Below are 23,680 nucleotides of genomic sequence, written 5' to 3'. Positions count from 1 at the left end.
AGATCATATGCAGCGGCGCGCGCACCCGTGAAATCGCCAAGTACTCCTCCCCCGCGCGTCGTTCGGAGCACGGCGGGGGCACCGCGTGAGCACGGCGGGCCGGTGTCAGGCCGTCAGCGTCGCCCACACCGCGTGGCCGCTGGTGAGCCGGGACCGGTCGACTCCCCAGGAGTCGGCCAGCTGCTCGACCAACAGCAGCCCCCGGCCGCCCTCGTCGTCGGGGCCGGGATCGCGCCGGGGCAGTCCCCGGCCCGAGTAGTCGTGGTCGTGGACCTCGAGCCGCAGGCAGCCGTCGGACACCAGGCCCATGCCGCACAGGATCCGCACGCTCAGGGTGTGGATCACGGCGTTGGTGGCCAGCTCGGAGACGAGCAGCACCGCGTCCTCGCAGAGCTCGCGGGACAGCCCCCACTCGGTCAGCCGGGTTCTCATGGAGCGGCGGGCGACTCGGACGCTGGAGCGGTGCGAGGGCAGCTCGATCCAGTGCGCCTGGTCGGGAGCTACGACGTCCAACAGGTCACGGGGGGAGGTCGTGTGGGGGGACACGGTGGCTGCCTTCCGTAAGGCGGGGCGCGGCGGGGAGGGGGCAGAGCTGAGCAACGTCCTCACGGGGGCGGGGCGTTTCCCGTGATCGTGGACGCGAATCACTCAAGTAACTATGCGCGCATGCGAGTTCAGGCTGCAACCGACTCCCTGATAATTTCAGGATGCGGCTATCGGTCTGGCCGGTTCAGCAAGTGCCTGTCACACTCGTGGCGATGACAGTCCCTCAGGAGGTAAGGGCGTGAGCGAAGGCCGTTCGAACGCGGGCAGCACCAGTGCGCCCACCGTTCTGCGCATGATCCTGGGCCGCAGGCTCCAGGAGCGGCGCCAGGACGCGGGGGTGTCGCTGGAGGACGCCGCGCGGGCGCTTCGGGTCACCCCGCTGACCATCCGCCGCCTGGAGAAGGCGGAGGTCGCCCTCAAGCCCCTCTACGTCGAGAAGCTGTTGCAGACCTACGGCGCCGACCGGCAGGAGCTGGACGAGTTCGTCGCCTTCGCCGAGCGGGCCAACGAGCCCGGCTGGTGGCACACCTACCGCGACGTGCTGCCGACCTGGTTCAGCGCCTACGTGAGCCTGGAGACCGGGGCGTCCACCCTGCGCACCTACGAGCCGCACTACGTGACGGGTCTGCTCCAGACCCACGCCTACGCGCGCTCGGTGCTCAGCGGCGGCTTCCCCAACGACAGCGACGAGGACCTGGCGCGCCGGGTGAACCTGCGGCTGCGCCGCCAGGCCCTGCTGGAGCGGCCCGACGCGCCCACGCTGTGGGTGGTGATGGAGGAGGCCGTCCTGCACCGGGTGGTCGGCGGCCCCGAGGTGATGCGGGAGCAGATCGAACGGCTCCTGGAGGTCTCCGAGCTGAAGCACGTCAGCGTCGACGTCGTCCCGTTCACGGCCGGCGCCCATGTGGGCGCGTGCGCCCCGTTCACCTACTTCCGCTTCGCCGAGCCGGAGCTGCCGGACGTCGTCTACAGCGAGATCCTCTCCGGCGCGATGTACCTGGACCAGCGCTCCGACGTCGTGGCGCACCTGGAGGCGCACAACCGCATGTCCCTGCTCACTTCCGACGCGCAGAGCAGGGCGCTCCTGAACCGCATGCGCAAGGAGTACTCATGACCATCATCGACGGCAGCGCCCACGACGTGTACAACGGCATGCCCGCGACGGACCTCGGGGAACAGGGCTGGGAGTCGCCGTGGAGCGGCCCCAACGGCGGCCAGTGCGTGCAGACGAAGCAGCTCGCCGACGGCAGGATCGCGCTGCGCCAGTCGACGGACCCCGCGGGCCCCGCGCTGATCTACACCCCGGAGGAGATCGCCGCGTTCGTCGCGGGGGTCAAACGGGGCCTCGCCGACCACCTGACCTCCGGCTGACGCACCTCGCTCACCCCCTCCCCCCTCGCACACCTCTGAAAGGTTCAGGATGACCAACTCGCCCGCGGCGCGGGACATCGACACCAGCAGGCCCCACTCCGCCCGCATGTACGACTACTACCTGGGCGGCAAGGACCACTTCGACGTCGACAAGGTGGCCGCCGAGACCGTGGCCTCCGCCTACCCGGGCATCTTCGTCTGCGCCCGGGAGAACCGTGCCTTCATGCACCGCGCCACCCGGGTCCTCGCGCGCGAGCACGGCATCCGGCAGTGGCTCGACATCGGCACCGGCATCCCGACCGAGCCGAACCTGCACCAGGTCGCCCAGTCCGTGGTGGCCGAGGCGCGGGTGGTGTACGCGGACAACGACCCGCTCGTCCTCAAGTACGCCGAGCGGCTGATGCGCAGTACGACGGAGGGCCGCACCACCTACATAGAGGCGGACGTCAACGACCCGCAGTCGCTTCTCGACGCACCGGAACTGGCCGAGGTACTGGACCTCGGCCGGCCCGTGGCGCTGTCCCTCAACGCCCTGATGCACTTCGTGACGGACGCGCAGGACCCGTACGGCATCGTGAGCCGGCTGCTGGACGTGCTCCCCTCGGGCAGCGCGCTCGCCCTGAGCCACTGCACGCCCGACTTCGACCCGTCGACCTGGCAGAAGGTCACCGACATCTACAACAACGCCGGAACGCCGGTGCAGTTCCGTTCGCGTGCGGACGTGACGCGCTTCTTCGACGGGCTCGAACTGCTCGACCCCGGTGTCTCGGTGGGCCACCGCTGGCGCCCGGACACCGAGCCGTCCGCCACCGACGCGGAGGTCAGCCTGTGGACCGGGGTGGGTATCAAGCCGTAGGGCCACTGCGAGGGGGGAAAGGCCCCTGGGCTGCCGTACCGCATGGGGGTGCGGTGCGGCAGCCCGGGGGTGTCAGCCGATGTGGTAGCTGTCGCCGTACACCTTCCAGTCCAGCGGGGTGTTGAGGCACAGGTTGCCCTTGTTCAGGAAGACCCGCTGCTCGGTGTCGACCCGGGTGGTGTCGCTGTGCGCCTCCTCCTGCCGCATGGCCCAGACCCGGGCGTCGAGGAAGGCGTTCAGGTACGTCGTCTCGTTGCCGCCCTGGGCCGGCGGCTTGGCGTGGCCGAGGGCGCGCTTGCGTATGTTGCGGAAGCTGGTGGGGTCGTCGCCGTCGCCGTGCATGACGATGGCGTCGTAGTAGGTGAACTGGCCGAGCGTGCCCAGCCCGTCCGTCTTGCCCTGCTGCACGGCCGGGTTGAAGTACACGCGGTCCCGCTCGTCGTTCTGCGCCTGCTGGAAGGCGCTGTCCTGGGCCGCCTTGCGCCAGTCGGCGGGGAAGTTCGGGTCCAGGCCGGAGTGCGAGTCGGTGCCGTTGACCCGGCGCAGGGCCGGCAGGTACTTGGCGAGGACGTTGCCGGGCTTGCGGTCGGTGTAGAGCTGGACGAGGTCGAGCATGTCGCCGGTGCCGGAGCAGAATCCGATGATCCCGGCGGTGTAGCCACGGCCGTCGCCGATGTCCTCGATGTACTTGTACTGCGCCTTCCAGTCGAGCGAGGAGTTCTCCGCGCTCGACACCAGCTTCATGGCGATCTCCTTCTTCGCCGGGTCGTCCAGACCCGCACAGCTCGCGGCCGGCGCGGCGGCGGAGGCGGGCGCGGGGCGCAGCAGCACGGCGCCGGCCGCGGAGGCGCCGAGCAGGGCGAGCAGGGAGCGGCGGGAGGTCAGGACGGGATGTGTCGTGGCGTGGTTCGGATGCCTCACGAGGTCTCCTGTGGGGGGTGAGGGGTCGGTCATCGACACTCATCGATAGGAAGGTTTCCTATCAGTCCAGCCCGATGTTGTGTACCCGTCACACAGAAAGTTCGTAGGGTCGAACAAGTCCCCGCGTCGTCCGGCTCAGCCGGCCGCCGTCCAGGCCGCCGGCCCCATGCCCCGCCACTCGATCAGTTCGGGGTCGTCGACGGTCGTACGGGCCTCGGGCAGGCCCGCCCGGCGCAGGAACTCGACCACGTCGAGAAGGTGGTACGCGATGCCGACGTACTCCCCGCGGATGGTGACCCGCCGGCCACCGTCGGGGCCCGGCGGCTGCACGATCACAGGCGCGCCTTCCATAGTCTCCGGATGCCCTCTCCCGGAGCAGATCATGCGGCGACCCCGGCCCGGTAGCGTGCGGCGACCCCGGCCCGGCAGCGGCCGCTTCCCGTCCCGGCTGACGATTGACGTCCGTCCCGGCTGACGATGACGTCCGTCCCGGCTGACGATTGACGTCCGTCCCGGCTGACGATTGGCGTCCGCGGGTCCGGCTACTCGGTGACCGTCACCGGACGCCGGGAGGAGATCATGCCGGAACTGCCGGACGTCGAGGGCTTCCGCGCCGTACTGGACTCCTGCGGCCGGGGCCACCGGGTCCGGCGTGTCGAGGTGCGGGACGCAGGGGTGCTGCGGGGTGTCACCGCGCGGCGCCTGAGGCAGGTGGTCGAGGGGAGCCGGTTCGGCCGGCCGCGCCGCCACGGCAAGCTGCTGGTCGCGCCGGTCGGCGAGGGACCGGCCCTGGTCTGGCACTTCGGCATGACCGGAGAGCTGGTGTCCGCCGCGGCACAGGACCCCCTGGACCGGTACGACCGGATCGTGCTCACCCTCGACGGCGAACGGCAGCTGCGCTATCGCGACCAGCGCAAGCTCCAGGGCGTCCAGCTGGCGGAGGGCCCCGAGGCGGTGGAGCGCATGCTCGCCGGCCTGGGACCCGACGCGCTGGGCGTGGCGCGCCCGGACTTCCTGGCGCTGCTCGCCGGCCGGCGGGGCGCCGTCAAGGGCGTCCTGATGGACCAGTCCGCCATCGCCGGCCTCGGGAACCTGCTCTGCGACGAGATCCTCTGGCGCGGCCGGGTCGTCCCGGCACGGCGGGCCCGGGATCTCGGCGAGGACGAGGCGCGCCGGGTGTTCACGGCGATGCGACGGGTGCTCGACGCGTCCCGGCGCGCCGCACGGGTACCGCCGCGCCGCACCTGGCTGACCGGTCACCGCGACGACCCGGACCCGACATGCCCACGCTGCGGCACCGCCCTTCGCTCCGACCGCACCTCCGGCCGGCGCACGGTGTGGTGCCCGCGGTGCCAGCACTGACGGCCGTGCCGGCACTGACGGCCGCGGTGCGGCGCGCGGCCCGCCCGGACAGCGCCCGGCACCGGGTCAGCGGACGACGTCGAAGACGTTCTTCTGCACGCCGTTGGAGTAGGCCTCGTGCTCGACCAGCCGGAGCTGCTGGGCGTCCTTGTCCGTGGCGCTGAACAGCCGCTTGCCCGCGCCGAGCAGCAGCGGGAAGACGAGCAGGTGGTAGCGGTCGATCAGGCCGGCGTCGGACAGGGCGTGGTTCAGCTCTGCGCTGCCGTGCACGATGACCGGGCCGCCCTCGGTCTCCTTGAGGGCGGCGACCTCGTCGAGCGAGCGCAGGATCGTGGTCTCGCCCCAGTTCGACACCAGGTCGCCCTCGGTGAGGGTGGTGGAGACGACGTACTTGGGCAGCGTCCGGTAGCGAGCGAACTCCGTCATGTCCGGCCAGACGGGGCTGAAGGCCTGGTAGCTGGTCCGGCCCAGCAGCATCGCGGCCGCCTCCTCCTGCTCCCGGCCCTTGATCTCGAAGGCCTCCGGCACGAAGTCGACGTGCTTGAAGGTCCAGCCGGAGTTCCGGTACCCGGGCTCGCCGCCAGGGGCCTCGACGACACCGTCGAGCGACATGAAGGCAGTGCTGATCAGGGTACGCATCCGGGTTTCCTCGCCGTCTCGGGTCAGCTGCGGTGTTCCGCCGTCCCAGCCCCCTACCGACAATAAAATTTGTCAAGGAAACTCAAGTTGTCGGCCAGGTGTGTGAACCGCCGCCCCACAGGTACTCGTCCCGGCAGAACCACTCCCGAAGGAGATGACTGGGATGCTGCTCTTCCTCGGACTCCTCGTGCTCGCGGCGACCGTCGCCTTCACCGTCCTGGCGATCGCCGGCAACCTCTCGGGCGGCCCCGGCTACACGGTCTCCGTGCTCGACCACCACATCGCCACCCTCGGCCCGCTCGCGATCTTCTGTGCCGGCCTGGCGCTGGCGCTGATCTTCTGCCTGGCGCTGGCCGTCATGGCGGGCGGCGCGGCCCACCGTCGCCATCCGCGCGTGGGCCCCACCGCGGGCGGCCGTTTCCCGGGGCCCGTCGCTTAGGTCACTTGGATCACCTGGATCACCTGGATCACCTGGATCACCTGGACCAGGGGATCACTGGGCCACTGGGCCACTGGAATACTTAGTGGAATTTTCAACTACTGCTGTCTGTTGGTGCCCTCGAAGGAGGTCACGAGTGGACACGACGTACTACGACCAGGGAACCGCCGCGGAGCGCTGGGAGCGGGGGCAGCTGTTCTTCGACGCCAAGGACTACGCGGGCGCCGCGCGGGTGCTCGCCGGGGTGGTGGCGGAGGTGCCGGAGCAGACCGGACCCCGGCTGCTGCTGGCGCGTGCCTACTACCACTCGGCCCAACTGCGGCGCGCCGAGAACGAGTTGCGCGAGATCGTCGAGCGGGACCCGGTGGAGCACTACGCCCGGCTGATGCTGGGCCGCACCCTCCAGCGGCAGTCCCGGCACGCGGAGGCGGAGCCGCACCTGCGGATCGCCTCGGCGCTGGCGGGGGACTTCCCGCAGGAGTGAACGGCTGACTGGACAGCTGACTGGACAGTTGACTGGACAGCCGTCGGACCGAAGGGCCCCCGGACTTCCGGGGGCCCTTTCTCCGTCACTGCGGCAGGCGATGCCGGCGTGACGGGTGGGATCGCGCGTGCGGGGTGGTCAGTCGTCCTGGCCGTCGTGGTTCGGGCGGGAGGCGCTTCGCGAGCTCGGCCGGGGCGGTGCCGCTGACTCCAGCAGGGCCCGCAGGACCTGTTCGTCACCGGGCGGCAGGGCGGTGACGAAGCTGGCGAGCACGGCCTCGCGGTCCCGTTCGCCGTCGAGCAGCCGGCGCATCCGCAGGGCGGCCAGCCGGGCCACGTCGGCGGTCGGCGTCCACAGGAAGGACCGGCCCTGCCGTTCACGGGCGACGACGTCCTTGGCGAGCAGCCGGGTCAGGATGGTCACCACGGTGGTGTAGGCGAGGTCGCCGCCGAGCCGCTCCTGCACCCAGGCCGCCGTGACGGGACCGCCGGCCTCCCTGAGCGCGCCGAGGACCTGGCCCTCCAGTTCGCCCTGCCCGCGCCGGACTCGCGCCATGATCGCGTCTCCCTCCGGCGTAGGCGTGTCTCCCCACGCTACTTCACCTGGGACCCCCTCCCGTAGGTGCGCCGGCCGCGACGGTGCGCGACCTCGCCGAGCACGATGTCCACGGCCAGGAAGGCGGCCAGCGGGATCCCGAGCAGCGGCACGAAGTAGCCGAGCACCGCGATCACCGCCATCGCCGGGACGAGGAGGTACGGCGGGACGTCCGCCCAGGCGCCGCGCGGGACCGGCCGGCCGAAGGCGGAGCCCCGGCCGCGCTGCCACCACATGCGGTAGCCCCACAGGATCAGCAGGATCAGGGCGAGGGCGAGCAGCGCGAGGGCCAGTTGGTTGACGATGCCGAAGAGGATCCCGGTGTGCAGGTCGATGCCCCAGCGGGTGAGTTTGGCGAGCACCGGGTAGTCGTCGAAGCGCAGTACGTCGGTCACCTCGCCGGTGCCCGGGTCGACGGCGACCGCGTCCTGCTTCTCCGGCCAGCTGCGCTGGACCTGCCGGACGACGTAGGCGCTGTTCGCGTCGGCGGGCGGCACGATCTCGACGGGGTTGCCCAGTCCCTCGGCGCGGGCCGCGGCCAGCACCTTGTCCACGCCGACACCGTGCTCGGCGGAGCCGCCGGTCATGGACGCCATGTCGTGGCCGGCGTGTTCACCGCCGCTCGCGGCCGCCGAGACGGACGGGGTGGCCTGGCCGAGGGAGGTGCGCAGTTCGTCGATGTTGGCGCCCGCGTAGGCGGACCAGGTCAGACCGGTCGCCGACAGGAAGAAGAAACCGGCCGCGGCCCAGACGCCGACGCTGCCGTGCAGGCCGAGCGTGCGCCGCCGTCCGCCGGTGCCGCGCACCTTGCGCAGGGCCCGTCGGCGCGAGAACCACAGCACGAGCCCGCCGCCCGAGATCACCCACAGCCAGCTCGCCGCGAACTCGCTGTAGAGCCGGCCGGTGTCGCCGAGGTGCAGGTCGCGGTGGAGTTCGTCGATCCAGGTGCGCAGTGGCAGCGCGCCGGTCGAGCCGTACTGTTCGAGAGCGCCGCGCACCTTGCCGGTGTACGGGTCGACGAAGACGGCGAGGGTGTGGTCCGCTCCGACGCCCTTCACCCCCGAGAGCAGCACCCTGGTGGCGGCGCCCGCCTCGGGTGAGGGCCGTATCGCGGAGACGGTGCCCTCGGGGTGGGCCTTGCGGGCGGCGGCGACCTGCCGCGAGATCGGCAGTTCGGTCTTCCCCGCCGGCACGGTCAGTTCATGGGCGTACACCAGCTTCTCGGCCTGGAAGGAGAACGCGTACAGCAGGCCGGTGGTGGCGGCGACCAGCAGGAAGGGGGCGACGAGGACACCGGCGTAGAAGTGCAGGCGCAGGACGAGGGGTCGCAGCGGCGCCCAGCGACTGGGGGCGGCGGCCGGGATCCCGGAGGGCGGGGCACCGTCCGATGGGGGTTCCTGCGAGCGGGCGGAGCCGGGATTGGGGGACGTCGAGGGGGCGGTGGACATCGGCGGGCTTCTCCGGGGACTCGTGGCTGAGCGGTGACGGTCCAGTAGTCGGAGGGTGCGGGAGCCGAGTTCCCGGCAGGCGAAGTGACCCGCGTCACACTCGCGGTCATGGCATGCTGGCGCGATGGCATCTCCCAGTGATCGCGCACCTCTTGCCGAGCGGGTCGAGGAACTCCTCGCCGTCGGCGGCCCGTTGCCCATCGTCGCGGCCGGCGACCCGGTCCTGCGGCGCGGTACGGAGCCGTACGACGGTCAGTTGGGCCCCGAACTGCTGGCCCGGTTCGTCGAGGCGCTGCGCGTCACCATGCACGCGGCGCCGGGCGTGGGTCTGGCCGCGCCGCAGGTCGGCGTCCCGCTGCGGCTCGCCGTCATCGAGGACCCGGCGCCGGTGCCGGCGGAGGTGGCCGCCGCCCGTGGCCGGGTCCCGCAGCCGTTCCGGGTACTGGTCAACCCGGCCTACGAACCCGTCGGCACCGCACGCGCCGCGTTCTTCGAGGGCTGCCTGAGCGTGCCGGGCTGGCAGGCGGTGGTGGCCCGGCCCGCCGAGGTGCGGCTGCGCGGCGAGGACGAGCACGGCAGCCCGGTCGACGAGGTCTTCACGGGCTGGCCGGCCCGTATCGTCCAGCACGAGACCGACCACCTCGACGGCATGCTGTACCTGGACCGCGCGGAGCTGCGCTCCCTGTCGTCCAACGAGGAGCTGACCCGCCGCTGGACCCAGCCGACCCCGACGACGGCGGCCGAGACCCTGGGCTTCGACCTGCCGTAGCCGGGGGTGACATGGCCGATGCACACCCCCGGCCGCCGGAGGGTGTGGCACTGGCCGATGCGCGGACACGGCCGTGGCCGGGCGTGGGGGCCGACGGTGGCTCCCGCTGCCGGCGGCCCGGACTCCCCAGGGGCGCGGGGAACTGCGCGCCCGGCCCCCACCGCCCCGCAGCAGACCGGACAACCGGCCCGCCCCCTTCGGCGGTCGCGGTGGGGCGTGGGGGCCGACGGTGGCTCCCGCTGCCGGCGGCCCGGACTCCCCAGGGGCGCGGGGAACTGCGCGCCCGGCCCCCGCAGCCGACCGGGCCGCCCCCTTCGGCGCTACCCCCGGTACGCCTCCAGCAGCCGCAGCCACACCTCGCTCAGTGTCGGGTACGACGCCACCGCATGCCACAGCCTGCTGACCGGCACCTGTCCGGCCACGGCGACCGTCGCCGAGTGGATCAGCTCGCCCACCCCCGGCCCCACGAACGTGACCCCGCGCAGGGTCTCCGACTCCAGGTCGACGACCATCCGGGCGCGGCCCCGGTAGCCGTCGGCGTACAGCCCCGCGCCGGCCACCGACGAGAACTCGACGTCGACGGCCCGGACCCGGTGCCCCGCCTGCTCGGCCTCCGCGAGGGAGAGCCCGACGGCCGCCGCCTCCGGGTCGGTGAAGACGACCTGCGGTACCGCGTGGTGGTCGGCGGTGGCCGCGTGCGCACCCCAGGGGCCGTCCAGCAGCGGCGTGCCGGAGACCCGCGCGGCGATCGTGTCGCCCGCGATCCGGGCCTGGTACTTGCCCTGGTGGGTGAGGAGCGCCCGGTGGTTGACGTCACCGACGGCGTACAGCCAGTCGGTGCCCTCGACCAGGAGGGTGTCGTCGACCGACAGCCAGGAGCCCGGCTTCAGGCCGACGGTGTCCAGTCCGATGTCGTCGGTGTGCGGCAGCCGCCCGGTGGCGAACAGGATCTCGTCGGCCTCGATGCGGTCACCGGCGCCGGTGACGGCGACGACCATGCCGTTCTCGCGGGTCACCGACTCCACCGAGGTCCCGGTGCGGACGTCGACGCCGGCTTCCGTGAGCGCCTCGGCGACGAGTTCACCGGCGAACGGCTCCATCCGGTTGAGCACACCCTTGCCGCGGACCAGCAGGGTGACCTGGGAGCCCAGTGCCTGCCAGGCGGTCGCCATCTCGGTGGCGACGACACCGCCGCCGACCACGATCAGCCGGCCGGGTGCCTGCTGGGCGCTGGTCGCCTCGCGGCTGGTCCAGGGCTTGACCTCGGCGAGTCCGGGCAGGTCGGGCAGCTGGGCGCGGGTGCCGGTGGCGACGGCCACGGCGTGCCGGGCGGTCAGGGTGGTCACGGTGCCGTCGGCGCCGGTCACGGTGACCGTGCGGGGCCCCGCGAGGCGGCCGTGGCCGCGGTGGAGGTCGGCACTGATGCCGTCCAGCCAGGCGACCTGGCCGTCATCCTTCCAGTTCGAGGTGAAGTAGTTCCGGCGGGCGAGGACCGCGGGGGTGTCGAGGGGGCCCTGGACGGCCTGGGACAGGCCGGGCAGGCGGCGGGCGTCGGCCTGGGCGATGACCGGGCGCAGCAGTGCCTTGCTGGGCATACAGGCCCAGTACGAGCATTCGCCGCCGACGAGTTCGCTCTCCACGACCGCGGTGGAGAGGCCGGCCGCACGGGTGCGGTCGGCCACGTTCTCCCCCACGGGCCCGGCTCCGAGCACCACGACGTCGTAAGCGATGGATTCCGTTTCCGTCATGGGGTAAGTCTCCAGGGTGCCGTGCGCTCGGGCCACACGGGTGCCGGGCGGAATACCCACCCGGCCGGGCACGTTGTCGCGAGCGGTTCCGCCCCGCAGCGGGGCGCCCCGGATCAGGAAGAGGGAAGCACGCATGAGCAGCACCGTGGAGCTCACCAAGGAGAACTTCGACCAGACGGTCACCGAGAACGAGTTCGTCCTGATCGACTTCTGGGCGTCGTGGTGCGGCCCGTGCCGGATGTTCGCCCCGGTCTACGAGAAGGCCGCGCAGGCCAACCCCGACCTGGTGTTCGCGAAGGTCGACACCGAGGCGCAGCCGGAGCTGGCGCAGGCCTTCGCCATCCAGTCGATCCCGACCCTGATGATCGTCCGCGACCAGGTCGCCGTGTTCGCCCAGCCGGGCGCCCTGCCGGAGGCCGCCCTCGCGGACGTCATCGGCCAGGCCCGCAAGCTGGACATGGACGAGGTCCGCAAGAGCATCGCCGCGCAGCAGGGCGCGTCCGAGAGCGAGTGACCAGTCGCCCGTCGGCACCGGCCGGAGCGCAAGCGGCCGACACCAGCCGGGGTAATACCCTCTCATGGCAGTGGGAACGGGTAAGGCGCACCGTCTCCCCTAGAACGGGTAGGGGGCGACGTCTCCGCGCACCGTCGTCCAGCGCACGTCCGTGAACGCCTCCAGATTCGAGTCGCCGCCGAACCGGGCCCCGGTACCGGAGGCGGCGACTCCGCCGAAGGGGGCCACCGCCTCGTCGTTCACGGTCTGGTCGTTGATGTGGACGATGCCGGTCGGGATGCGCTCCGCGAGGTCCAGGCCGCGCGCCGTGTCGCGGGTGACGATGCCGAGGGAGAGCCCGTAGGAGCTGTCGGCCGCGAGCGCGGCGGCCTCCTCCGCGTCGGCGAAGGCGCGGACCGGCGCGACCGGCCCGAAGACCTCCTCGGTGTAGGCGGGCGTGCCGTCGTCGACACCCGCCAGCACGGTGGGCCGGTAGAAGAGCCGCTCGTGGGTGCCGCCGGCCGCGAGGCGCGCGCCGTTCGCGGTGCTGGCCTCCACCAGGCCGTGGATCTTGGCGAGTTGGGCGTCGTCGATGATCGGACCGAGGTGGACCTGTTCGCGGTGCGGGTCACCCACGGCGAGGGAGTCGGCCTTGGCGGCGAGGCGTTCGACGTACTCCTCGACCAGCGAGCTGTGCACCAGGTGGCGTCCGGTGGTCATGCAGATCTGGCCCTGGTGGAAGAAGGACCCCCAGGCGGCCGTGGCGATCACCGCGTCGAGGTCGGCGTCCTCCAGGACGATCAGGGCGGAGTTGCCGCCGAGTTCGAGGTGGGCGCGCTTGAGGTGGCGGCCCGCCGCCTCGCCGACCGCGCGGCCGGCCGCCGTCGAGCCGGTGAAGGAGATGACCGGCACCCGGGGGTCCTCGACCAGCGCCGCGCCCACGTCGGCGCCGCCGGGCAGCACGTGCAGCAGCCCTTCCGGCAGCCCGGCCGCGGCGAACACCGCGGCGAGCGCGAGCCCGCCGCAGACGGCGGTCCGCGGATCGGGCTTCAGGACGACGCCGTTGCCGAGCGCCAGGGCGGGCGCGACGGAGCGGATGGACAGGATCAGTGGCGCGTTGAACGGCGCGATCACCCCGACCACCCCGACCGGGACCCGGCGGGTGTACGACAGGCGCGGTGCCTCGGTGGGCAGCACCTGGCCGGCCGGGCGGGAGGCGAGGGCGGCGGCCTCGTAGCACTCCTGGGCGGCGACGTGCAGTTCGAAGTCGGCCTTGCCCGGTACGGAGCCGGACTCGCGGACGATCCACTCGCGCAGTTCGTCGGCGTGCTCCGTGAACAGGTCGCCCGCCCGGCGCAGGACCTGGGCGCGCACGAAGTGCGGTGCGCGGGCCCAGTCGCGGTGTGCGGCACGGGCGGCCGCGGCGGCCGGGGCCACGTCGGCGGGCGCGGCGAGGGTGACGGCGCCGAGCGGGTCGCCGGTGGCGGGCTCGGTGACTTCGTGCTGCGCGCCGGACAGGGCGCTCGCCTGCCAGGACTTCGGGTCGAGCAACGGCATGACGGCTCTCCGATCGATCACCGGGGTGGCGCGGCCCACGGCACCTGCGGGCCCGTTTGGTTGAGCGCGCAACATCCTAGTCGGGGAGCGCGGAACCGCACCGCCCCCGACCAGGGTGACCCATCAGCTGGACTCGCGCCGCACCACCGAGGCGCCCAGCACCTTGTGCGTCTCCGGCTCGCCGCCGGAGTCGCGGACCACGCGGTCGACCAGTTCGGCGAGTTCACGGCCGGACGGGAGGTCGATGTGGATCGTGGAGAGGCGGGGCCGCAGCAGCCTGCCGAGCATCAGGTCGTCGGCACCGACCACGGCGGTCTCGTCGGGGACGCGCACCCCCACGTCCTGGAGGGCGCGCATGAGCAGCATGGCGTACTCGTCGTTGTAGGCGAACACCGCGTCGAGCTCCGACTCCCGCCACTGTGAGGCGAGTCGGGCTGCCGAGTGCTCGGTGTAGCCGAGCGGCAGCTCGGTCACCGTGGCGTCGGTGCCGCGCAGGGCCTGGCGGACGCCTTCGAGCCGGGGCCGGGAGTAGGTCTCCAGGCCGGCCTCGTCGGGGACGACCACGCCGATCCGCCGCCGGCCGCGGGCATAGAGGTGGCTGCCGGCGCAGTATCCCACCGCGTCGTGGTCCATCAGCAACGCGTGGGCGCCGTCCACGCGCTCGGGACCGAGGGTCACCACGGCGCGGGCGCCGGCCCGCTTGAGGACCGCGACTCCCTCGGGGCCGAGCTCCGAGCCGGGGACGAGTACCGCGACCGGCCTCAACTCGGCCCAGGCGCGGGCGGCTTCGTCGCCGCGGAGGCCCGCGGTGCCGTACTGCACGACCGTGTACTCGAGGCGACTGAGGGCCCACTGGAGGTCGGTGACGAACTGACCGTACAGCGGGCCCATCGGGATGGCCGGGGCGGGCATCAGGACCATCCGGCTGTGCCCGGCGCGCAGGCTGCGGGCGGCCGCGTGGGGGACGTACCCGAGTTCCTTCGCGGCCTGGTGGACCCGGCGGCGGGTGGGCTCGCTGATCCGTACGGCGCTGGTGTTGTTGAGGACGTAGGAGACGGTCGCGCGGGAGACGCCGGCCAGACGGGCCACGTCGGCGCTCGTGGGGACCGAGCGCGGTGTCGGCGACGCCGCCGAGGGCGGTTTCGGTATCTGCACCATGACGTACGGCATCTTGGCAGAAGGCCGGGGAGGGGGGACCGGCGGGGCAAGATGGTTCACCGTTGGACGAATTGGGTGTCACGCACCGGCCCGAAGTCGCCGCGAGCGGCCCGAAGGCGCCGGCCCCGAGCGCCCCGAAGGCGCGACCCCGAGCGGCGTGAAGGCGCGACCCCGAGCGGCGTGAAGGCGCGACCCCGAGCATGACGAACATGTTCGTTAGGGTGAGGGCATGCCAGCGACTCCCCGCTCCCGCCGCGAGCGTCCCGCCAAACCCGCCCTGACCAGGGAGGGCATCGTGACCGCCGCCGTGCGGATCCTGCGCGCCGAGGGCCTTCAGAAGGTCACCATGCGGCGGCTGGCCCAGGAACTCGACACGGGACCGGCCTCGCTCTACGTCTACGTCCGCGACACCGCCGAGCTGCACGCGGCGGTCCTGGACGAACTGCTCGGCACCCTGGACCCGCCGCCGGCGCGGGGCAGTTGGCGGGAGCGGCTGGAGCAGGTGCTCGTCGCCTACACCGGCATGCTGCTGGAGTATCCGAGCCTGGCCCGCTCCGCGCTGACCAGCTGGCCGAGCGGCCCGCACTACCTGGCCCTGATCGAGACCCTGCTGGGCCTGCTCGACGAGGGCGGGGTGGAGCGCGAGCGGGCGGCCTGGGGTGTCGACCTGCTCCTTCAGCGCGCCACCGCGAGCGCCGCCGAGCACGCCGGCCGCGAGTCCCGGGAGGACTGGGACGCCCTCGGCCGGGCGCTGACCCAGGTGTCGGAGCGGACCCACCCGCACATCGCCGCCGCCTCCGGACCGCTCCTGGCCGGCACACCCGAGGAGCGCGTGTCGTGGGCGATCCAGACGCTGGTCAACGGCATCCGGCAGACCGCCGTACCCGCGTCCCGCGAGTAGCCGGTCAGCGGGGCGGGCCGGTGCGGGTGACCCGGGCGACCAGGTCGGTCCAGCCGGCCTCCAGGCGCTCCATCGGCATCCCGCACTGCCCGGTCAGGTAGTGGATCTTGGCGGGGTCGAGGTAGGCGAGCAGCGTGTGGGCGAGCAGTTCGCAGTCGGCGTCCGGCTGGATCTGGCGCAGCAGCATCGTGACGTGGGTACGCAGCGCCCCGAGCGAGGGGTGCGAGTAGCGCCGCGCGGGCTCGGGCTCGGCGGCCAGCCTGAGGTCGAGCTGCTCGGCCGTGCGGTACAGCACGGCGATGCCGAACGCCCGCAGCCGCTCCACCGGCGGGGCGCCGGGACCCAGCGGCGGCGGTCCGCCGAGGAAGTCCGCCTGGAGCTGCCGCGAGGAGTGGTCGAGCAGCGCCATCAGCAGCCCGGTGCGGTCGCCGAACCGCCGGAAGACCGTGCCCTTGCCCACCTCGGCCGCCGCGGCCACCGCCTCCATGGTGACGCCGACCACCCCGTGCTCGGCGATCAGCCGGGCCGCGGCCTCCAGCAGCCGGGCACGGTTGCGGGCCGCGTCGGCGCGCAGGCAGGGTTCGTCGGGGGCTGACCCGACCTCGAGCAACTCAGGGGTGTCGAAGGGCTCCTGGGGCTGCGGGAAGGGCGGCAGGACGCTGGACATGAAGACAGCGTAAAGCATCGGGAACAGAACTGGACCGCGGTCCGTTTGAGGTGTTAGAAATTAACCGGACCCCGGTCCGGATTCGTAACGGCAGTGTTTCAGCCCCTTTGGAGTTCCCCCATGTCTGTCCGCATCCTTGCGCTCGTCGGCAGCCTCCGCGCCGGTTCGCACAACCGCCAGCTCGCCGAGGCGGCCGTGAAGCTCGCTCCCGAGGGTGCCGAGGTCGAGGTCTTCGAGGGCCTCGCCGACATCCCCTTCTACAACGAGGACATCGACGTCGAGGGCAGCGTCCCGGCCCCCGCCGCGAAGCTGCGCGAGGCCGCCCAGGCCGCCGACGCGTTCCTGCTCTTCTCCCCCGAGTACAACGGCACGATCCCGGCCGTCCTCAAGAACGCCATCGACTGGCTGTCCCGCCCGTACGGCGCCAGCACCTTCGGCGGCAAGCCGGTCGCCGTCATCGGCACCGCCTACGGCCAGTACGGCGGCGTGTGGGCGCAGGACGAGACCCGCAAGGCCGTGGGCATCGCCGGCGGCAAGGTGATCGAGGACATCAAGCTCTCCATCCCCGGCTCCGTGGTCCGCTTCGCCGAGACCCACCCGTTCGACGACGCCGAGGTCGCCGCGCAGCTCACCGAGGTCGTCGCGCGCCTGCACGGCAACGTCGGCGTGGCCGCCTGACGCACGTCCCGCACGAAGAGGGCCGGAGCCTCGCTCCGGCCCTCTTCGCGTCACCCCCCGCCCTCTTCGCGTCACCCGCCGCCCTCTTCACGTCACCCGCCGTCATCCCACGGCGCCCCGCGCCATCGCACGGCGCCCCGCGTCGTTCCGCGCTCTCCGCGTTCCGCGCTCTCCGCGACTACTCGATCCCCGCGAGCCGCTCGACGGCCGGCGCCGCGAAGGTCTCCATCCACCCCGAGGTCTCGCCCAGCCGCGGCGACAGGATGACGGTGTCGACGCCCAGCCCGGCGTAGCCCTCGATGTCCCTGGTGAAGGCGTCCAGGTCGCCGGTGGTGGCCGGTTCTGCGCCGTACGCGACGGTCTTGCGGATGGTGTCGTAGTCGCGCCCCACGGTGTCGCAGTGGCCGCGCAGCACGTCGAGCTTGTGCCGCAGCTCCTCGGGCGAACCGGGGATCAGGTTGCAGGCGTCCGCGTACTGGGCGACCAGCCGCAGGGTCTTCTTCTCACCGCCGCCGCCGATCATGATCTCGGGATGCGGCGAGCTGACCGGCGCGGGCACGCAGCGCGTCTCGGCGAGCCGGTAGTGCCTGCCCTCGAAGGGGCCGTTGTTCTCCGGGTCCCACATCTGCAAGCAGATCCGCAGCGTCTCCTCCAGCCGCTCGAAGCGCTCCGCGAGCGGCGGGTAGGGCACGCCGAGGCCGTGGTGCTCACGGTCGTACCAGGCGGCCCCGACACCGAGGGTGGCCCGGCCGCCGGACACCACGTCCAGGGTGGTGGCGATCTTGGCGAGCAGCCCGGGGTGCCGGTAGGTCACGCCGGTCACCAGGGCGCCGAGCCGGACGGTGGAGGTACGGCCGGCCAGGTAGCCGAGGGTGGTGTAGGCCTCCAGCATCGGGTCCTCGGCGCCGCCGTTGAACTCCATCTGGAAGTAGTGGTCCATCACCGAGACCCAGCTGACGCCCGCCGCCTCGGCCGCGGCACCGGCGGCGGCGAGTTCGGCGCCCAGGGCGGGTCCGCCGCCGGAGTGGTTGAACCGGTTGATGTGCACGCCCACGCGCATGGCCGTTCTCCGTCCGCCCGAACCGTCCTCTGCGCCGACGACGCTAGTTCCTGGAGCGCGCTCGAAGTCAAGCCGCCGCGTCCGCCGCCGGCCGCGTCCCGGGGCACCCGCCGGACGGCGGGCAGCTTCCGCCGTCCGGCGGCCCCGCCGCCGGGACGATCGCGCGGATCATGGCGGTACGAGCCGCACCGCACCGTCGCGAGGAGCCGCCATGACGTCCGTACCGCCTCCGTTCGATCCCGAACTCGCCGCCGCCCTGGAGATGATCAGGGATGTGATCTCGCCGTCGATGACCCTGGAGGACATCGCGACGATCCGGCAGGGTGACGGGATCCGGATGCTCGCCGAGGTCGACCTCACCCTGGACGGGGCGTTCGAGGTGACGGACCGCACGGTTCCCGGGCCGGTGGGCGCCCCGGAGATCTCGCTCCTGATCTGCCGTCCGGTCGCCCCTCGGACCCCCGGTCCGCTGCCGGTGATCTACCACGTGCACGGCGGCGGGATGGTGATCGGCGACAACCGGGTGGGCGTGGACGTCCCCCTGGCCTGGGCGGACGAACTGGGCGCGGTGGTGGTGTCGGTGGAGTACCGGCTGGCGCCCGAGCATCCGCATCCGGCGCCGGTCGAGGACGTGTACGCCGGGCTGCTGTGGACGGCGGAGCACGCGCCCGAGTTCGGCGGCGACCCCGACCGGATCGTGATCGCCGGGGCGAGCGCGGGCGGCGGCCTCACCGCCGCCCTGGCGCTCCTCCTCAGGGACCGCCGGGGCCCGGCGGTGATCGGCCAGATGCTGCTGTGCCCCATGCTCGACGACCGCAACGACACGCCCTCCAGCCACCAGATGAAGGGCCTCGGCGTCTGGGACCGCACGGCCAACGAGACCGGCTGGACGGCCCTCGTCGGCACCGCCCGCGGCGGCCCCGACGTCTCCCCCTACGCGGCCCCCGCCCGCGCCACCGACCTCGCGGGCCTCCCGCCCGCCTTCCTCGACGTCGGCTCCGCCGAGACCTTCCGGGACGAGACCGTCACCTACGCCTCCCGCATCTGGCAGGCCGGCGGCATCGCCGAACTCCACGTCTGGCCGGGCGGCTTCCACGGCTTCGACGGCTTCGCCCCGCAGGCCGCCCTCTCCCAGACGGCCCGGGCAGCCCACACGAACTGGCTCCGCCGCCTGCTCGCCGACTGAACGGACATCAGCCGGCCGACGCGGGCCGGCGGGCCGGGGACCGGCGCGGGGCCGCCCGGTCGAGGTGGACCGCCACCGTGCCGTAGAACCGCTGCACCGCGTCGTCGACGCTGCGGATGAACCCGGTCTCGGCGCTGCCCCGACCACTGCCCATGCCCTTGAGCAGGGACAGCCGAAAACCAGTGATCCGGGCGCCGTCCGTCTTCGGCAGCAGGTCGGCGGGTTCGGGCCGGAGCCGCTCCAGCGTGCCGCGCGGCCCAGCCGTGTCCCCCTCGACCAACGTCTCGATGTGCAGATCGGCTGGCGCCTCCGCGAGGGACCGCACCAGCCGCTTGGCCCAGCTCAGCGGGTAGCCCTGCTCGGGGGCCGGGATCTCCATGGCGGTCCGGATCCTGCCGGTGCGCAGGTCGGCGACGACCGCGAGCACGCCGGGCGTGCCCTCGATGCGCAGTTCGGCCTGGAGCCGTCCCTGCGCACACAGCTGGTCGGCGAGCAGGGCCCGGCGCTCCCGGGGGTCCCTGCCGCCCCTGGCGGCCCGCACGGGAAGCACCTTCTGACCCAGTTCACCGCCCAGCCCCAGGCAGACCTGGCGGATCAGCCGCTCCCAGCTCTCCACCACGTCGAGGGCCCGGGAGTCTCCCGGGCACAGAGTCTCGTCGTCGATGCCGTTGCGCACCGGGACCCAGGAGGAACCCATGTTCTGGAATCCGTGGCAACCGGAGTTCTCGTGCTGGAGGTAGTGCAGCAGCTCTTGGAGCAGCCAGGCGTGTGCCTTGTTGCCGACACCCTCGTGCCGGAGCAGCAGCTGCGCCTGGTGGGCGACCTCGGCCCAGGACAGATGTCGTAGGGCCACCTTGTGCTTGCGGCGGCCGTCGACCTTGACGTCGACGAGGGGACTGCCTTCGAGGGCAACGTCGTTCGACAGCGTGATCACGGCCTCGTACCCGCGGCGGGCCGCGATGTCCATGTACGCCTGCACCTGGTCGGACTTCAGGCTGTTGCCGTTGGTCTTCGTCTCGACCAGCGCCGTCCACAGCTTGCCGGCCCGCTCGACGCGGACGACTCCGTCCGGACGCCGGGGCGTGTCCCCGTGCCGAAGAGAGACCTCGGTGAACGTCTCCATGCGTCCGGCCGGGGCTCCGAAGCCCGCGGTGAGCCGCCGGCCGAACTCGGGCACCTGGGCCATCACGGAGAGGAGGACCGAGGTGGCGCGCGTCTCACGGTCCCGGTCGCTCTTCAGGGCCGAGACGGGGAAGAGCCGGGCCGACCGCCAGGACTCGTTCTCCGCCAGCGACTTCCCGGCCGCCTTCGGGAGGGTGACCTTCTTCTTCGCCGTACGCGGCCGGACTGCCGCCGACTGCGGCTGCGCCCCGGTGTCGTCCGCGGGCGGGCGGGGCGCCGGAACGCCGTCCAGGTTCGGTGCCGCATCCTGCTCGACGGAGGGCGCGGGCTCGTCCAGACCGGACGGTTCGTCGTCCGCCGGGACGCCGAGGTCGCCCTGCCCCTCAGCGTCGTCGTCGATGTCCACCCCGAAGTCGCTCGCCAGTCCGGCCAGTCCGTCGGCGTACCCCTGGCCGACGGCCCGGAACTTCCACTCCCCCGCCCTGCGGTACAGCTCCCCGAAGATGACAGCACTCACCGCGTCGGCGTCCCTGATCGTGAACCGGAGCAGTGGATCACCCACCGCGTCGGCGAGCGTGACCGTGAGGTTCTCCAGTTCGCCGAAGCGGGCGTCCCGGTACCGGCTGGCCGCCACGATCATGCGCTCGACGTCTTGCGGTACGGCGGTCAGGTCGAACCCGATCCGGTCCTCGTCCCCCGCCTCCGTGGGCGTCTTGCCGAGCAGCTGGACACTGCCGTCAGCGGCCACCGGGTTGTTGTAGAAGTAGAAGTCGAGGTCGCCGCGCACCTTGCCGTCGTCGCCGACGAGCAGTACGGAGACGTCCGCGTCACCCTCGCCGCTCGGGCTGACCCACCCGAGGCTCACGATCACCGAGCCGACGTCCTCACTCAGGGCCGACAACGTGACGTTGGACCCCTTCATCATCTCCTGCATGAATCCCCCCAGGATCCCCACCGTTCGAGCTCGGGTAACTGTAATGCGCACCGACCTCACTGGTGACTTGAGTCCAGGAACGACCGACTATTTACGAGCTCGACCGGTCGGCGGCCGCTCTCTTGATGGCCTCGCGGATTCGGGTGTAGGTGCCGCAGCGGCAGACGTTCTCGATGCGGTCGATGTCGGCGTCGGTCGGATGCGGGGTGCGTGCGAGGAGGGCCGCGGCCGCCATGATCTGACCGGGCTGGCAGAAGCCGCACTGGGCGACGTCACGGTCCAGCCACGCCTGTTGGACCGGGTGCAGGGTGTCGCCGTCGGCGAGGCCCTCGATGGTGGTGACCGCGCGGTCCGCGCAGTCGGCGACCGGGACCACGCACGGCTGGATCTCCGCGCCGTCGAGGTGACTGGTGCAGGCGCGGCAGACGCCCACCCCGCAGCCGTACTTGGGGCCGGTGACGCCCAGCAGATCGCGCAGCACCCAGAGCAGCGGCATGTCGGCGGGCGCCTCGACGGTGACCGGTTCGCCGTTGAGGACGAAGGAGTACGAACTCATCGGTGCCTTCTGGTGAGTTGTGGGATGCGAGTTGTGGGATGCGAGTTGAGAGTCGTGGGTTGTGGGTTGCGGGTTGTGCGTTTGACGGCGGGGGGTCAGAAGTCGAGGGGGAAGCTGCGGGGTTTGCGGCCGGTGGCGCGGGCGTAGGCGTTGGCGACCGCGCCCGCCGCCGCGGGGACGCCGAGTTCGCCGGCGCCGCCCGGTTCCCCGCCCGAGGGGAGGATGTGCGCCTCGAACTCCAGCGGCGCGTGCCGCTGGCGGGCGTAGTGGAAGTCGGCGAAGCTGCCCTCGCGCACCGCTCCCCGGTCGATGTGCAGCCCGGCCCGCAGCACGGTGGAGATGCCGTCGACCGCGGTGCCCATGAGCTGGGCCTCCAGACCGCGCGGGTTGACGGCCGTACCGACGTCGGCGGCCATCACCATCTTCGTGACCCGGGGGTCGTCCGGGTCGCTCGCGTCGATCTCGGCCAGGCAGGCGACGGCCGATCCGTACTCCTCGTGGACGGCCACGCCCTGGCCGGTACCGGCGGGCAGGGCGCGGCCCCAGTGGCCGGCGGCGGCCACCTTGGCGAGGACGGCGCGGACCGCCTTGCCGCGCAGGGTGGCGCGGCGGAAGGCGACCGGGTCCTGCCGCAGGGCGGCCGCGACCTCGTCCACGACGATCTCCTCGGCCGTGCGCATCGTCCCGGAGTCCACCGAGCGCCAGGCGCCGAGCGGGATCGGCAGCTCGATCCCGCCGGAGTCACCGCTCACGCGACCGAAGTCGTACAGCCCGCTGTCACTGGGCAGCGGGCGTACCCCGCCGGTCTGCGCGGTCAGGCCGGGCTCGTCGGCGGACTCGCCCACCGAGGCCGTCATGTGCTGGAAGGCCACCACCCGGCCGCCGGCCAGGTCGGCGCGGATCCGGTGGTGGCCGGCGGGGCGCATCCTGCCGTGCCGGGTGTCGTCGTTGCGGCTCCACATCAGCTTCACGGGCCGGCGGGCGGCCTTGGAGATCAGGGCCGCCTCGACCGCCGCCTCGAAGGTGAGGCGCCGCCCGAAGGAGCCGCCGCCGCGCACCACATGGACCCGTACGGCGCTCGCCCGCAGACCCAGCAGCCCGGCGATCGTGTCCCGGGCGTCCATCGGCGTCTGCGTGGAGAACCACAGCTCGGCCCGGTCGGAGCGGACGTCGGCGACCGCGGTCAGCACCTCCATCGGAGCGTGGCTGACGAAGGCGAACGCGAACTCGCCCTCGACTCGCGTCGATCCGCGCGGTGCGCTGCCGAGGCGGGGTACGGCGGCCCGCAGCCGGGCGCGGATCTCCTTGTCGGACAGCGGCACGAGCGGACCGGGCGCCCAGGTGATCCGGAGCGCGTCCCGGGCCTGGAAGGCGTGGTGGAAGGTGTCGGCCACGACCGCGACGCCACCGGGGATCCGCACGACCGCGTGCACGCCGGGCAGGGCGCGGGCGGCCGTGTCGTCGAGGGAGACGAGCCCGCCGCGCAGCGTCGGCGGCCGGGCCACCACGGTCGGTTTCGCCCCGGCCACCGCCAGGTCCCCGGTGTACTTCGCGGCTCCGGTGACGATGTCCCGGGCGTCGATCCTGGTCGTCGGTTTCCCGATCACCCGGTGCCGGGAGGCCGGCTTCGGTCTGCTCGGCACGTCCGGGGTGCGGATCCGGGCGGCGCTCGCGGTGAGCGAGCCGAAGGTCGCCGTCCGGCCGTCGCGGGCGACGACCCGGGTGTTCCAGGTGCGCAGGGTGTGCGCGGGCACCCCCCACCGGCGGGCGGCTGCCGTCACCAGGCGGGCGCGCGCGGTGGCGGCCAGCTGCCGGGCCGGCCCGTACAGCGAACTGACCGAGCTGGAACCGCCGGTGTACTGGTTGCCCGTGCGACGGGCGTCCGCGAGCGGGATCCGCACGTCGGTGAGGCGGGCGTCGAGCTCCTCCGCGATCATCATGGCGACGGCGGTGGTGATGCCCTGTCCGACCTCGACGCGGGGCAGTCGTACGACGACCTCGCTGGCGGCGGTGACCTCCAGGACGAGCATCTCCTCGTCGGTGCCGGTGACCAGGAGGTCGCCACCGCCGGAGGTCTCGGGGGCGCCGGAGGCCGGCGGGGCGTCGCAGCCGAGCGGGGCGGCGACCGTGAGGGTGGCCGCGGCCACCGAGTAGACCATGAAGCTCCGGCGGGACGGCCGGGGGGTGCCCG

General features: G+C 72.7%; 25 protein-coding genes. 11 read left to right on the top strand and 14 right to left on the bottom strand.

Annotation, left to right across the window (positions count from 1 at the left end; translation table 11 throughout):
- Positions 1–105 precede the first annotated feature (105 nt).
- Positions 106–546, bottom strand: coding sequence for an ATP-binding protein (locus tag AAW13_RS26365; protein ID WP_046733560.1), 441 nt, complete (start codon positions 544–546; stop codon positions 106–108).
- Positions 547–784: 238 nt separating this feature from the next.
- Here AAW13_RS26365 and AAW13_RS26360 point away from each other — a divergent pair, with 238 nt between their 5' ends.
- Genes AAW13_RS26360 through AAW13_RS26350 form a run of 3 tightly spaced genes read left to right on the top strand, consistent with a single transcriptional unit; the run spans position 785 to position 2,773 of the window.
- Positions 785–1,660, top strand: coding sequence for a helix-turn-helix domain-containing protein (locus AAW13_RS26360; RefSeq protein WP_046733559.1), 876 nt, complete (start codon positions 785–787; stop codon positions 1,658–1,660).
- Positions 1,657–1,917: a DUF397 domain-containing protein gene (locus AAW13_RS26355; RefSeq protein ID WP_046733558.1), complete on the top strand. Its 261-nt coding sequence runs from the start codon at positions 1,657–1,659 to the stop codon at positions 1,915–1,917. Before AAW13_RS26360 ends, AAW13_RS26355 begins: the two co-directional genes overlap by 4 nt.
- A 49-nt stretch (positions 1,918–1,966) precedes the next feature.
- Positions 1,967–2,773, top strand: coding sequence for an SAM-dependent methyltransferase (locus AAW13_RS26350; RefSeq protein ID WP_046733557.1), 807 nt, complete (start codon positions 1,967–1,969; stop codon positions 2,771–2,773).
- Positions 2,774–2,845: 72 nt separating this feature from the next.
- Here AAW13_RS26350 and AAW13_RS26345 read toward each other — a convergent pair whose 3' ends face one another.
- Both AAW13_RS26345 and AAW13_RS26340 read right to left on the bottom strand, forming a co-directional pair.
- Positions 2,846–3,694: a chitosanase gene (locus AAW13_RS26345; RefSeq protein WP_046733556.1), complete on the bottom strand. Its 849-nt coding sequence runs from the start codon at positions 3,692–3,694 to the stop codon at positions 2,846–2,848.
- 135 nt (positions 3,695–3,829) lie between these two features.
- Positions 3,830–4,045, bottom strand: a complete 216-nt coding sequence (locus tag AAW13_RS26340) for a hypothetical protein (protein WP_046733555.1) — start codon at positions 4,043–4,045, stop codon at positions 3,830–3,832.
- Positions 4,046–4,273: 228 nt separating this feature from the next.
- Between AAW13_RS26340 and AAW13_RS26335 the strand changes: the two genes are divergently transcribed.
- Entirely contained in the window at positions 4,274–5,056 is a 783-nt protein-coding gene (locus tag AAW13_RS26335; RefSeq protein ID WP_046733575.1) for an Fpg/Nei family DNA glycosylase, read from the top strand.
- Between the two features lie 66 nt (positions 5,057–5,122).
- On the opposite strand, the gene AAW13_RS26330 is transcribed toward AAW13_RS26335, so the two are convergent.
- Positions 5,123–5,695: a dihydrofolate reductase family protein gene (locus tag AAW13_RS26330; protein ID WP_046733554.1), complete on the bottom strand. Its 573-nt coding sequence runs from the start codon at positions 5,693–5,695 to the stop codon at positions 5,123–5,125.
- 154 nt (positions 5,696–5,849) lie between these two features.
- Between AAW13_RS26330 and AAW13_RS26325 the strand changes: the two genes are divergently transcribed.
- Positions 5,850–6,134, top strand: coding sequence for a hypothetical protein (locus tag AAW13_RS26325; RefSeq protein ID WP_046733553.1), 285 nt, complete (start codon positions 5,850–5,852; stop codon positions 6,132–6,134).
- 136 nt (positions 6,135–6,270) lie between these two features.
- A complete protein-coding gene (locus AAW13_RS26320) occupies positions 6,271–6,618 on the top strand; it encodes a tetratricopeptide repeat protein (RefSeq protein WP_046733552.1) in 348 nt (115 codons plus the stop codon).
- A 138-nt stretch (positions 6,619–6,756) separates the two neighbouring features.
- On the opposite strand, the gene AAW13_RS26315 is transcribed toward AAW13_RS26320, so the two are convergent.
- Together AAW13_RS26315 and AAW13_RS26310 are read right to left on the bottom strand one after the other, a co-directional pair.
- The gene (locus AAW13_RS26315) at positions 6,757–7,173 is read right to left on the bottom strand and encodes a BlaI/MecI/CopY family transcriptional regulator (protein ID WP_046733551.1); all 417 of its coding nucleotides are present in this window, start codon (positions 7,171–7,173) and stop codon (positions 6,757–6,759) included.
- 38 nt (positions 7,174–7,211) lie between these two features.
- Positions 7,212–8,660, bottom strand: coding sequence for a PepSY-associated TM helix domain-containing protein (locus AAW13_RS26310; protein ID WP_046733550.1), 1,449 nt, complete (start codon positions 8,658–8,660; stop codon positions 7,212–7,214).
- Between the two features lie 124 nt (positions 8,661–8,784).
- Here AAW13_RS26310 and AAW13_RS26305 point away from each other — a divergent pair, with 124 nt between their 5' ends.
- Positions 8,785–9,429: a peptide deformylase gene (locus AAW13_RS26305; protein WP_046733549.1), complete on the top strand. Its 645-nt coding sequence runs from the start codon at positions 8,785–8,787 to the stop codon at positions 9,427–9,429.
- Between the two features lie 320 nt (positions 9,430–9,749).
- Here AAW13_RS26305 and AAW13_RS26300 read toward each other — a convergent pair whose 3' ends face one another.
- Complete coding sequence (locus AAW13_RS26300; RefSeq protein WP_046733574.1) at positions 9,750–11,177, bottom strand: dihydrolipoyl dehydrogenase family protein; 1,428 nt, start codon at positions 11,175–11,177, stop codon at positions 9,750–9,752.
- A gap of 133 nt (positions 11,178–11,310) precedes the next feature.
- On the opposite strand from AAW13_RS26300, the gene trxA reads away from it, so the two are divergent.
- On the top strand, positions 11,311–11,691 hold the full coding sequence (trxA, locus tag AAW13_RS26295) for a thioredoxin (RefSeq protein WP_046733548.1): 381 nt from the start codon (positions 11,311–11,313) through the stop codon (positions 11,689–11,691).
- Between the two features lie 99 nt (positions 11,692–11,790).
- Here the strand turns inward: trxA and AAW13_RS26290 are convergent, their stop codons facing one another.
- Together AAW13_RS26290 and AAW13_RS26285 are read right to left on the bottom strand one after the other, a co-directional pair.
- On the bottom strand, positions 11,791–13,227 hold the full coding sequence (locus AAW13_RS26290) for an aldehyde dehydrogenase family protein (protein WP_046733547.1): 1,437 nt from the start codon (positions 13,225–13,227) through the stop codon (positions 11,791–11,793).
- 123 nt (positions 13,228–13,350) lie between these two features.
- The gene (locus tag AAW13_RS26285) at positions 13,351–14,397 is read right to left on the bottom strand and encodes a LacI family DNA-binding transcriptional regulator (RefSeq protein WP_107483411.1); all 1,047 of its coding nucleotides are present in this window, start codon (positions 14,395–14,397) and stop codon (positions 13,351–13,353) included.
- Between the two features lie 217 nt (positions 14,398–14,614).
- Between AAW13_RS26285 and AAW13_RS26280 the strand changes: the two genes are divergently transcribed.
- A complete protein-coding gene (locus tag AAW13_RS26280; RefSeq protein ID WP_046733545.1) occupies positions 14,615–15,286 on the top strand; it encodes a TetR/AcrR family transcriptional regulator in 672 nt (223 codons plus the stop codon).
- 4 nt (positions 15,287–15,290) lie between these two features.
- Here the strand turns inward: AAW13_RS26280 and AAW13_RS26275 are convergent, their stop codons facing one another.
- Complete coding sequence (locus AAW13_RS26275; protein WP_206306282.1) at positions 15,291–15,971, bottom strand: TetR/AcrR family transcriptional regulator; 681 nt, start codon at positions 15,969–15,971, stop codon at positions 15,291–15,293.
- Between the two features lie 102 nt (positions 15,972–16,073).
- Between AAW13_RS26275 and AAW13_RS26270 the strand changes: the two genes are divergently transcribed.
- A complete protein-coding gene (locus tag AAW13_RS26270; RefSeq protein WP_046733544.1) occupies positions 16,074–16,631 on the top strand; it encodes an NADPH-dependent FMN reductase in 558 nt (185 codons plus the stop codon).
- A gap of 178 nt (positions 16,632–16,809) precedes the next feature.
- On the opposite strand, the gene AAW13_RS26265 is transcribed toward AAW13_RS26270, so the two are convergent.
- On the bottom strand, positions 16,810–17,691 hold the full coding sequence (locus AAW13_RS26265) for an LLM class F420-dependent oxidoreductase (protein WP_046733543.1): 882 nt from the start codon (positions 17,689–17,691) through the stop codon (positions 16,810–16,812).
- A gap of 211 nt (positions 17,692–17,902) precedes the next feature.
- On the opposite strand from AAW13_RS26265, the gene AAW13_RS26260 reads away from it, so the two are divergent.
- Positions 17,903–18,877: an alpha/beta hydrolase gene (locus AAW13_RS26260; RefSeq protein WP_046733542.1), complete on the top strand. Its 975-nt coding sequence runs from the start codon at positions 17,903–17,905 to the stop codon at positions 18,875–18,877.
- A 7-nt stretch (positions 18,878–18,884) separates the two neighbouring features.
- On the opposite strand, the gene AAW13_RS26255 is transcribed toward AAW13_RS26260, so the two are convergent.
- From AAW13_RS26255 to AAW13_RS26245, 3 genes are all read right to left on the bottom strand, one after another.
- Entirely contained in the window at positions 18,885–20,933 is a 2,049-nt protein-coding gene (locus AAW13_RS26255) for a TerD family protein (RefSeq protein ID WP_046733541.1), read from the bottom strand.
- A gap of 91 nt (positions 20,934–21,024) precedes the next feature.
- The gene (locus AAW13_RS26250) at positions 21,025–21,489 is read right to left on the bottom strand and encodes a (2Fe-2S)-binding protein (protein ID WP_046733540.1); all 465 of its coding nucleotides are present in this window, start codon (positions 21,487–21,489) and stop codon (positions 21,025–21,027) included.
- A gap of 95 nt (positions 21,490–21,584) precedes the next feature.
- Positions 21,585–23,648: a xanthine dehydrogenase family protein molybdopterin-binding subunit gene (locus AAW13_RS26245; RefSeq protein WP_046733572.1), complete on the bottom strand. Its 2,064-nt coding sequence runs from the start codon at positions 23,646–23,648 to the stop codon at positions 21,585–21,587.
- Positions 23,649–23,680: the final 32 nt, after the last annotated feature.

The organism is Streptomyces humi, from assembly GCF_001005085.2.
Taxonomy (GTDB): domain Bacteria; phylum Actinomycetota; class Actinomycetes; order Streptomycetales; family Streptomycetaceae; genus Streptomyces; species Streptomyces humi.
This window is presented reverse-complemented; position numbering and strand designations above follow the sequence as displayed.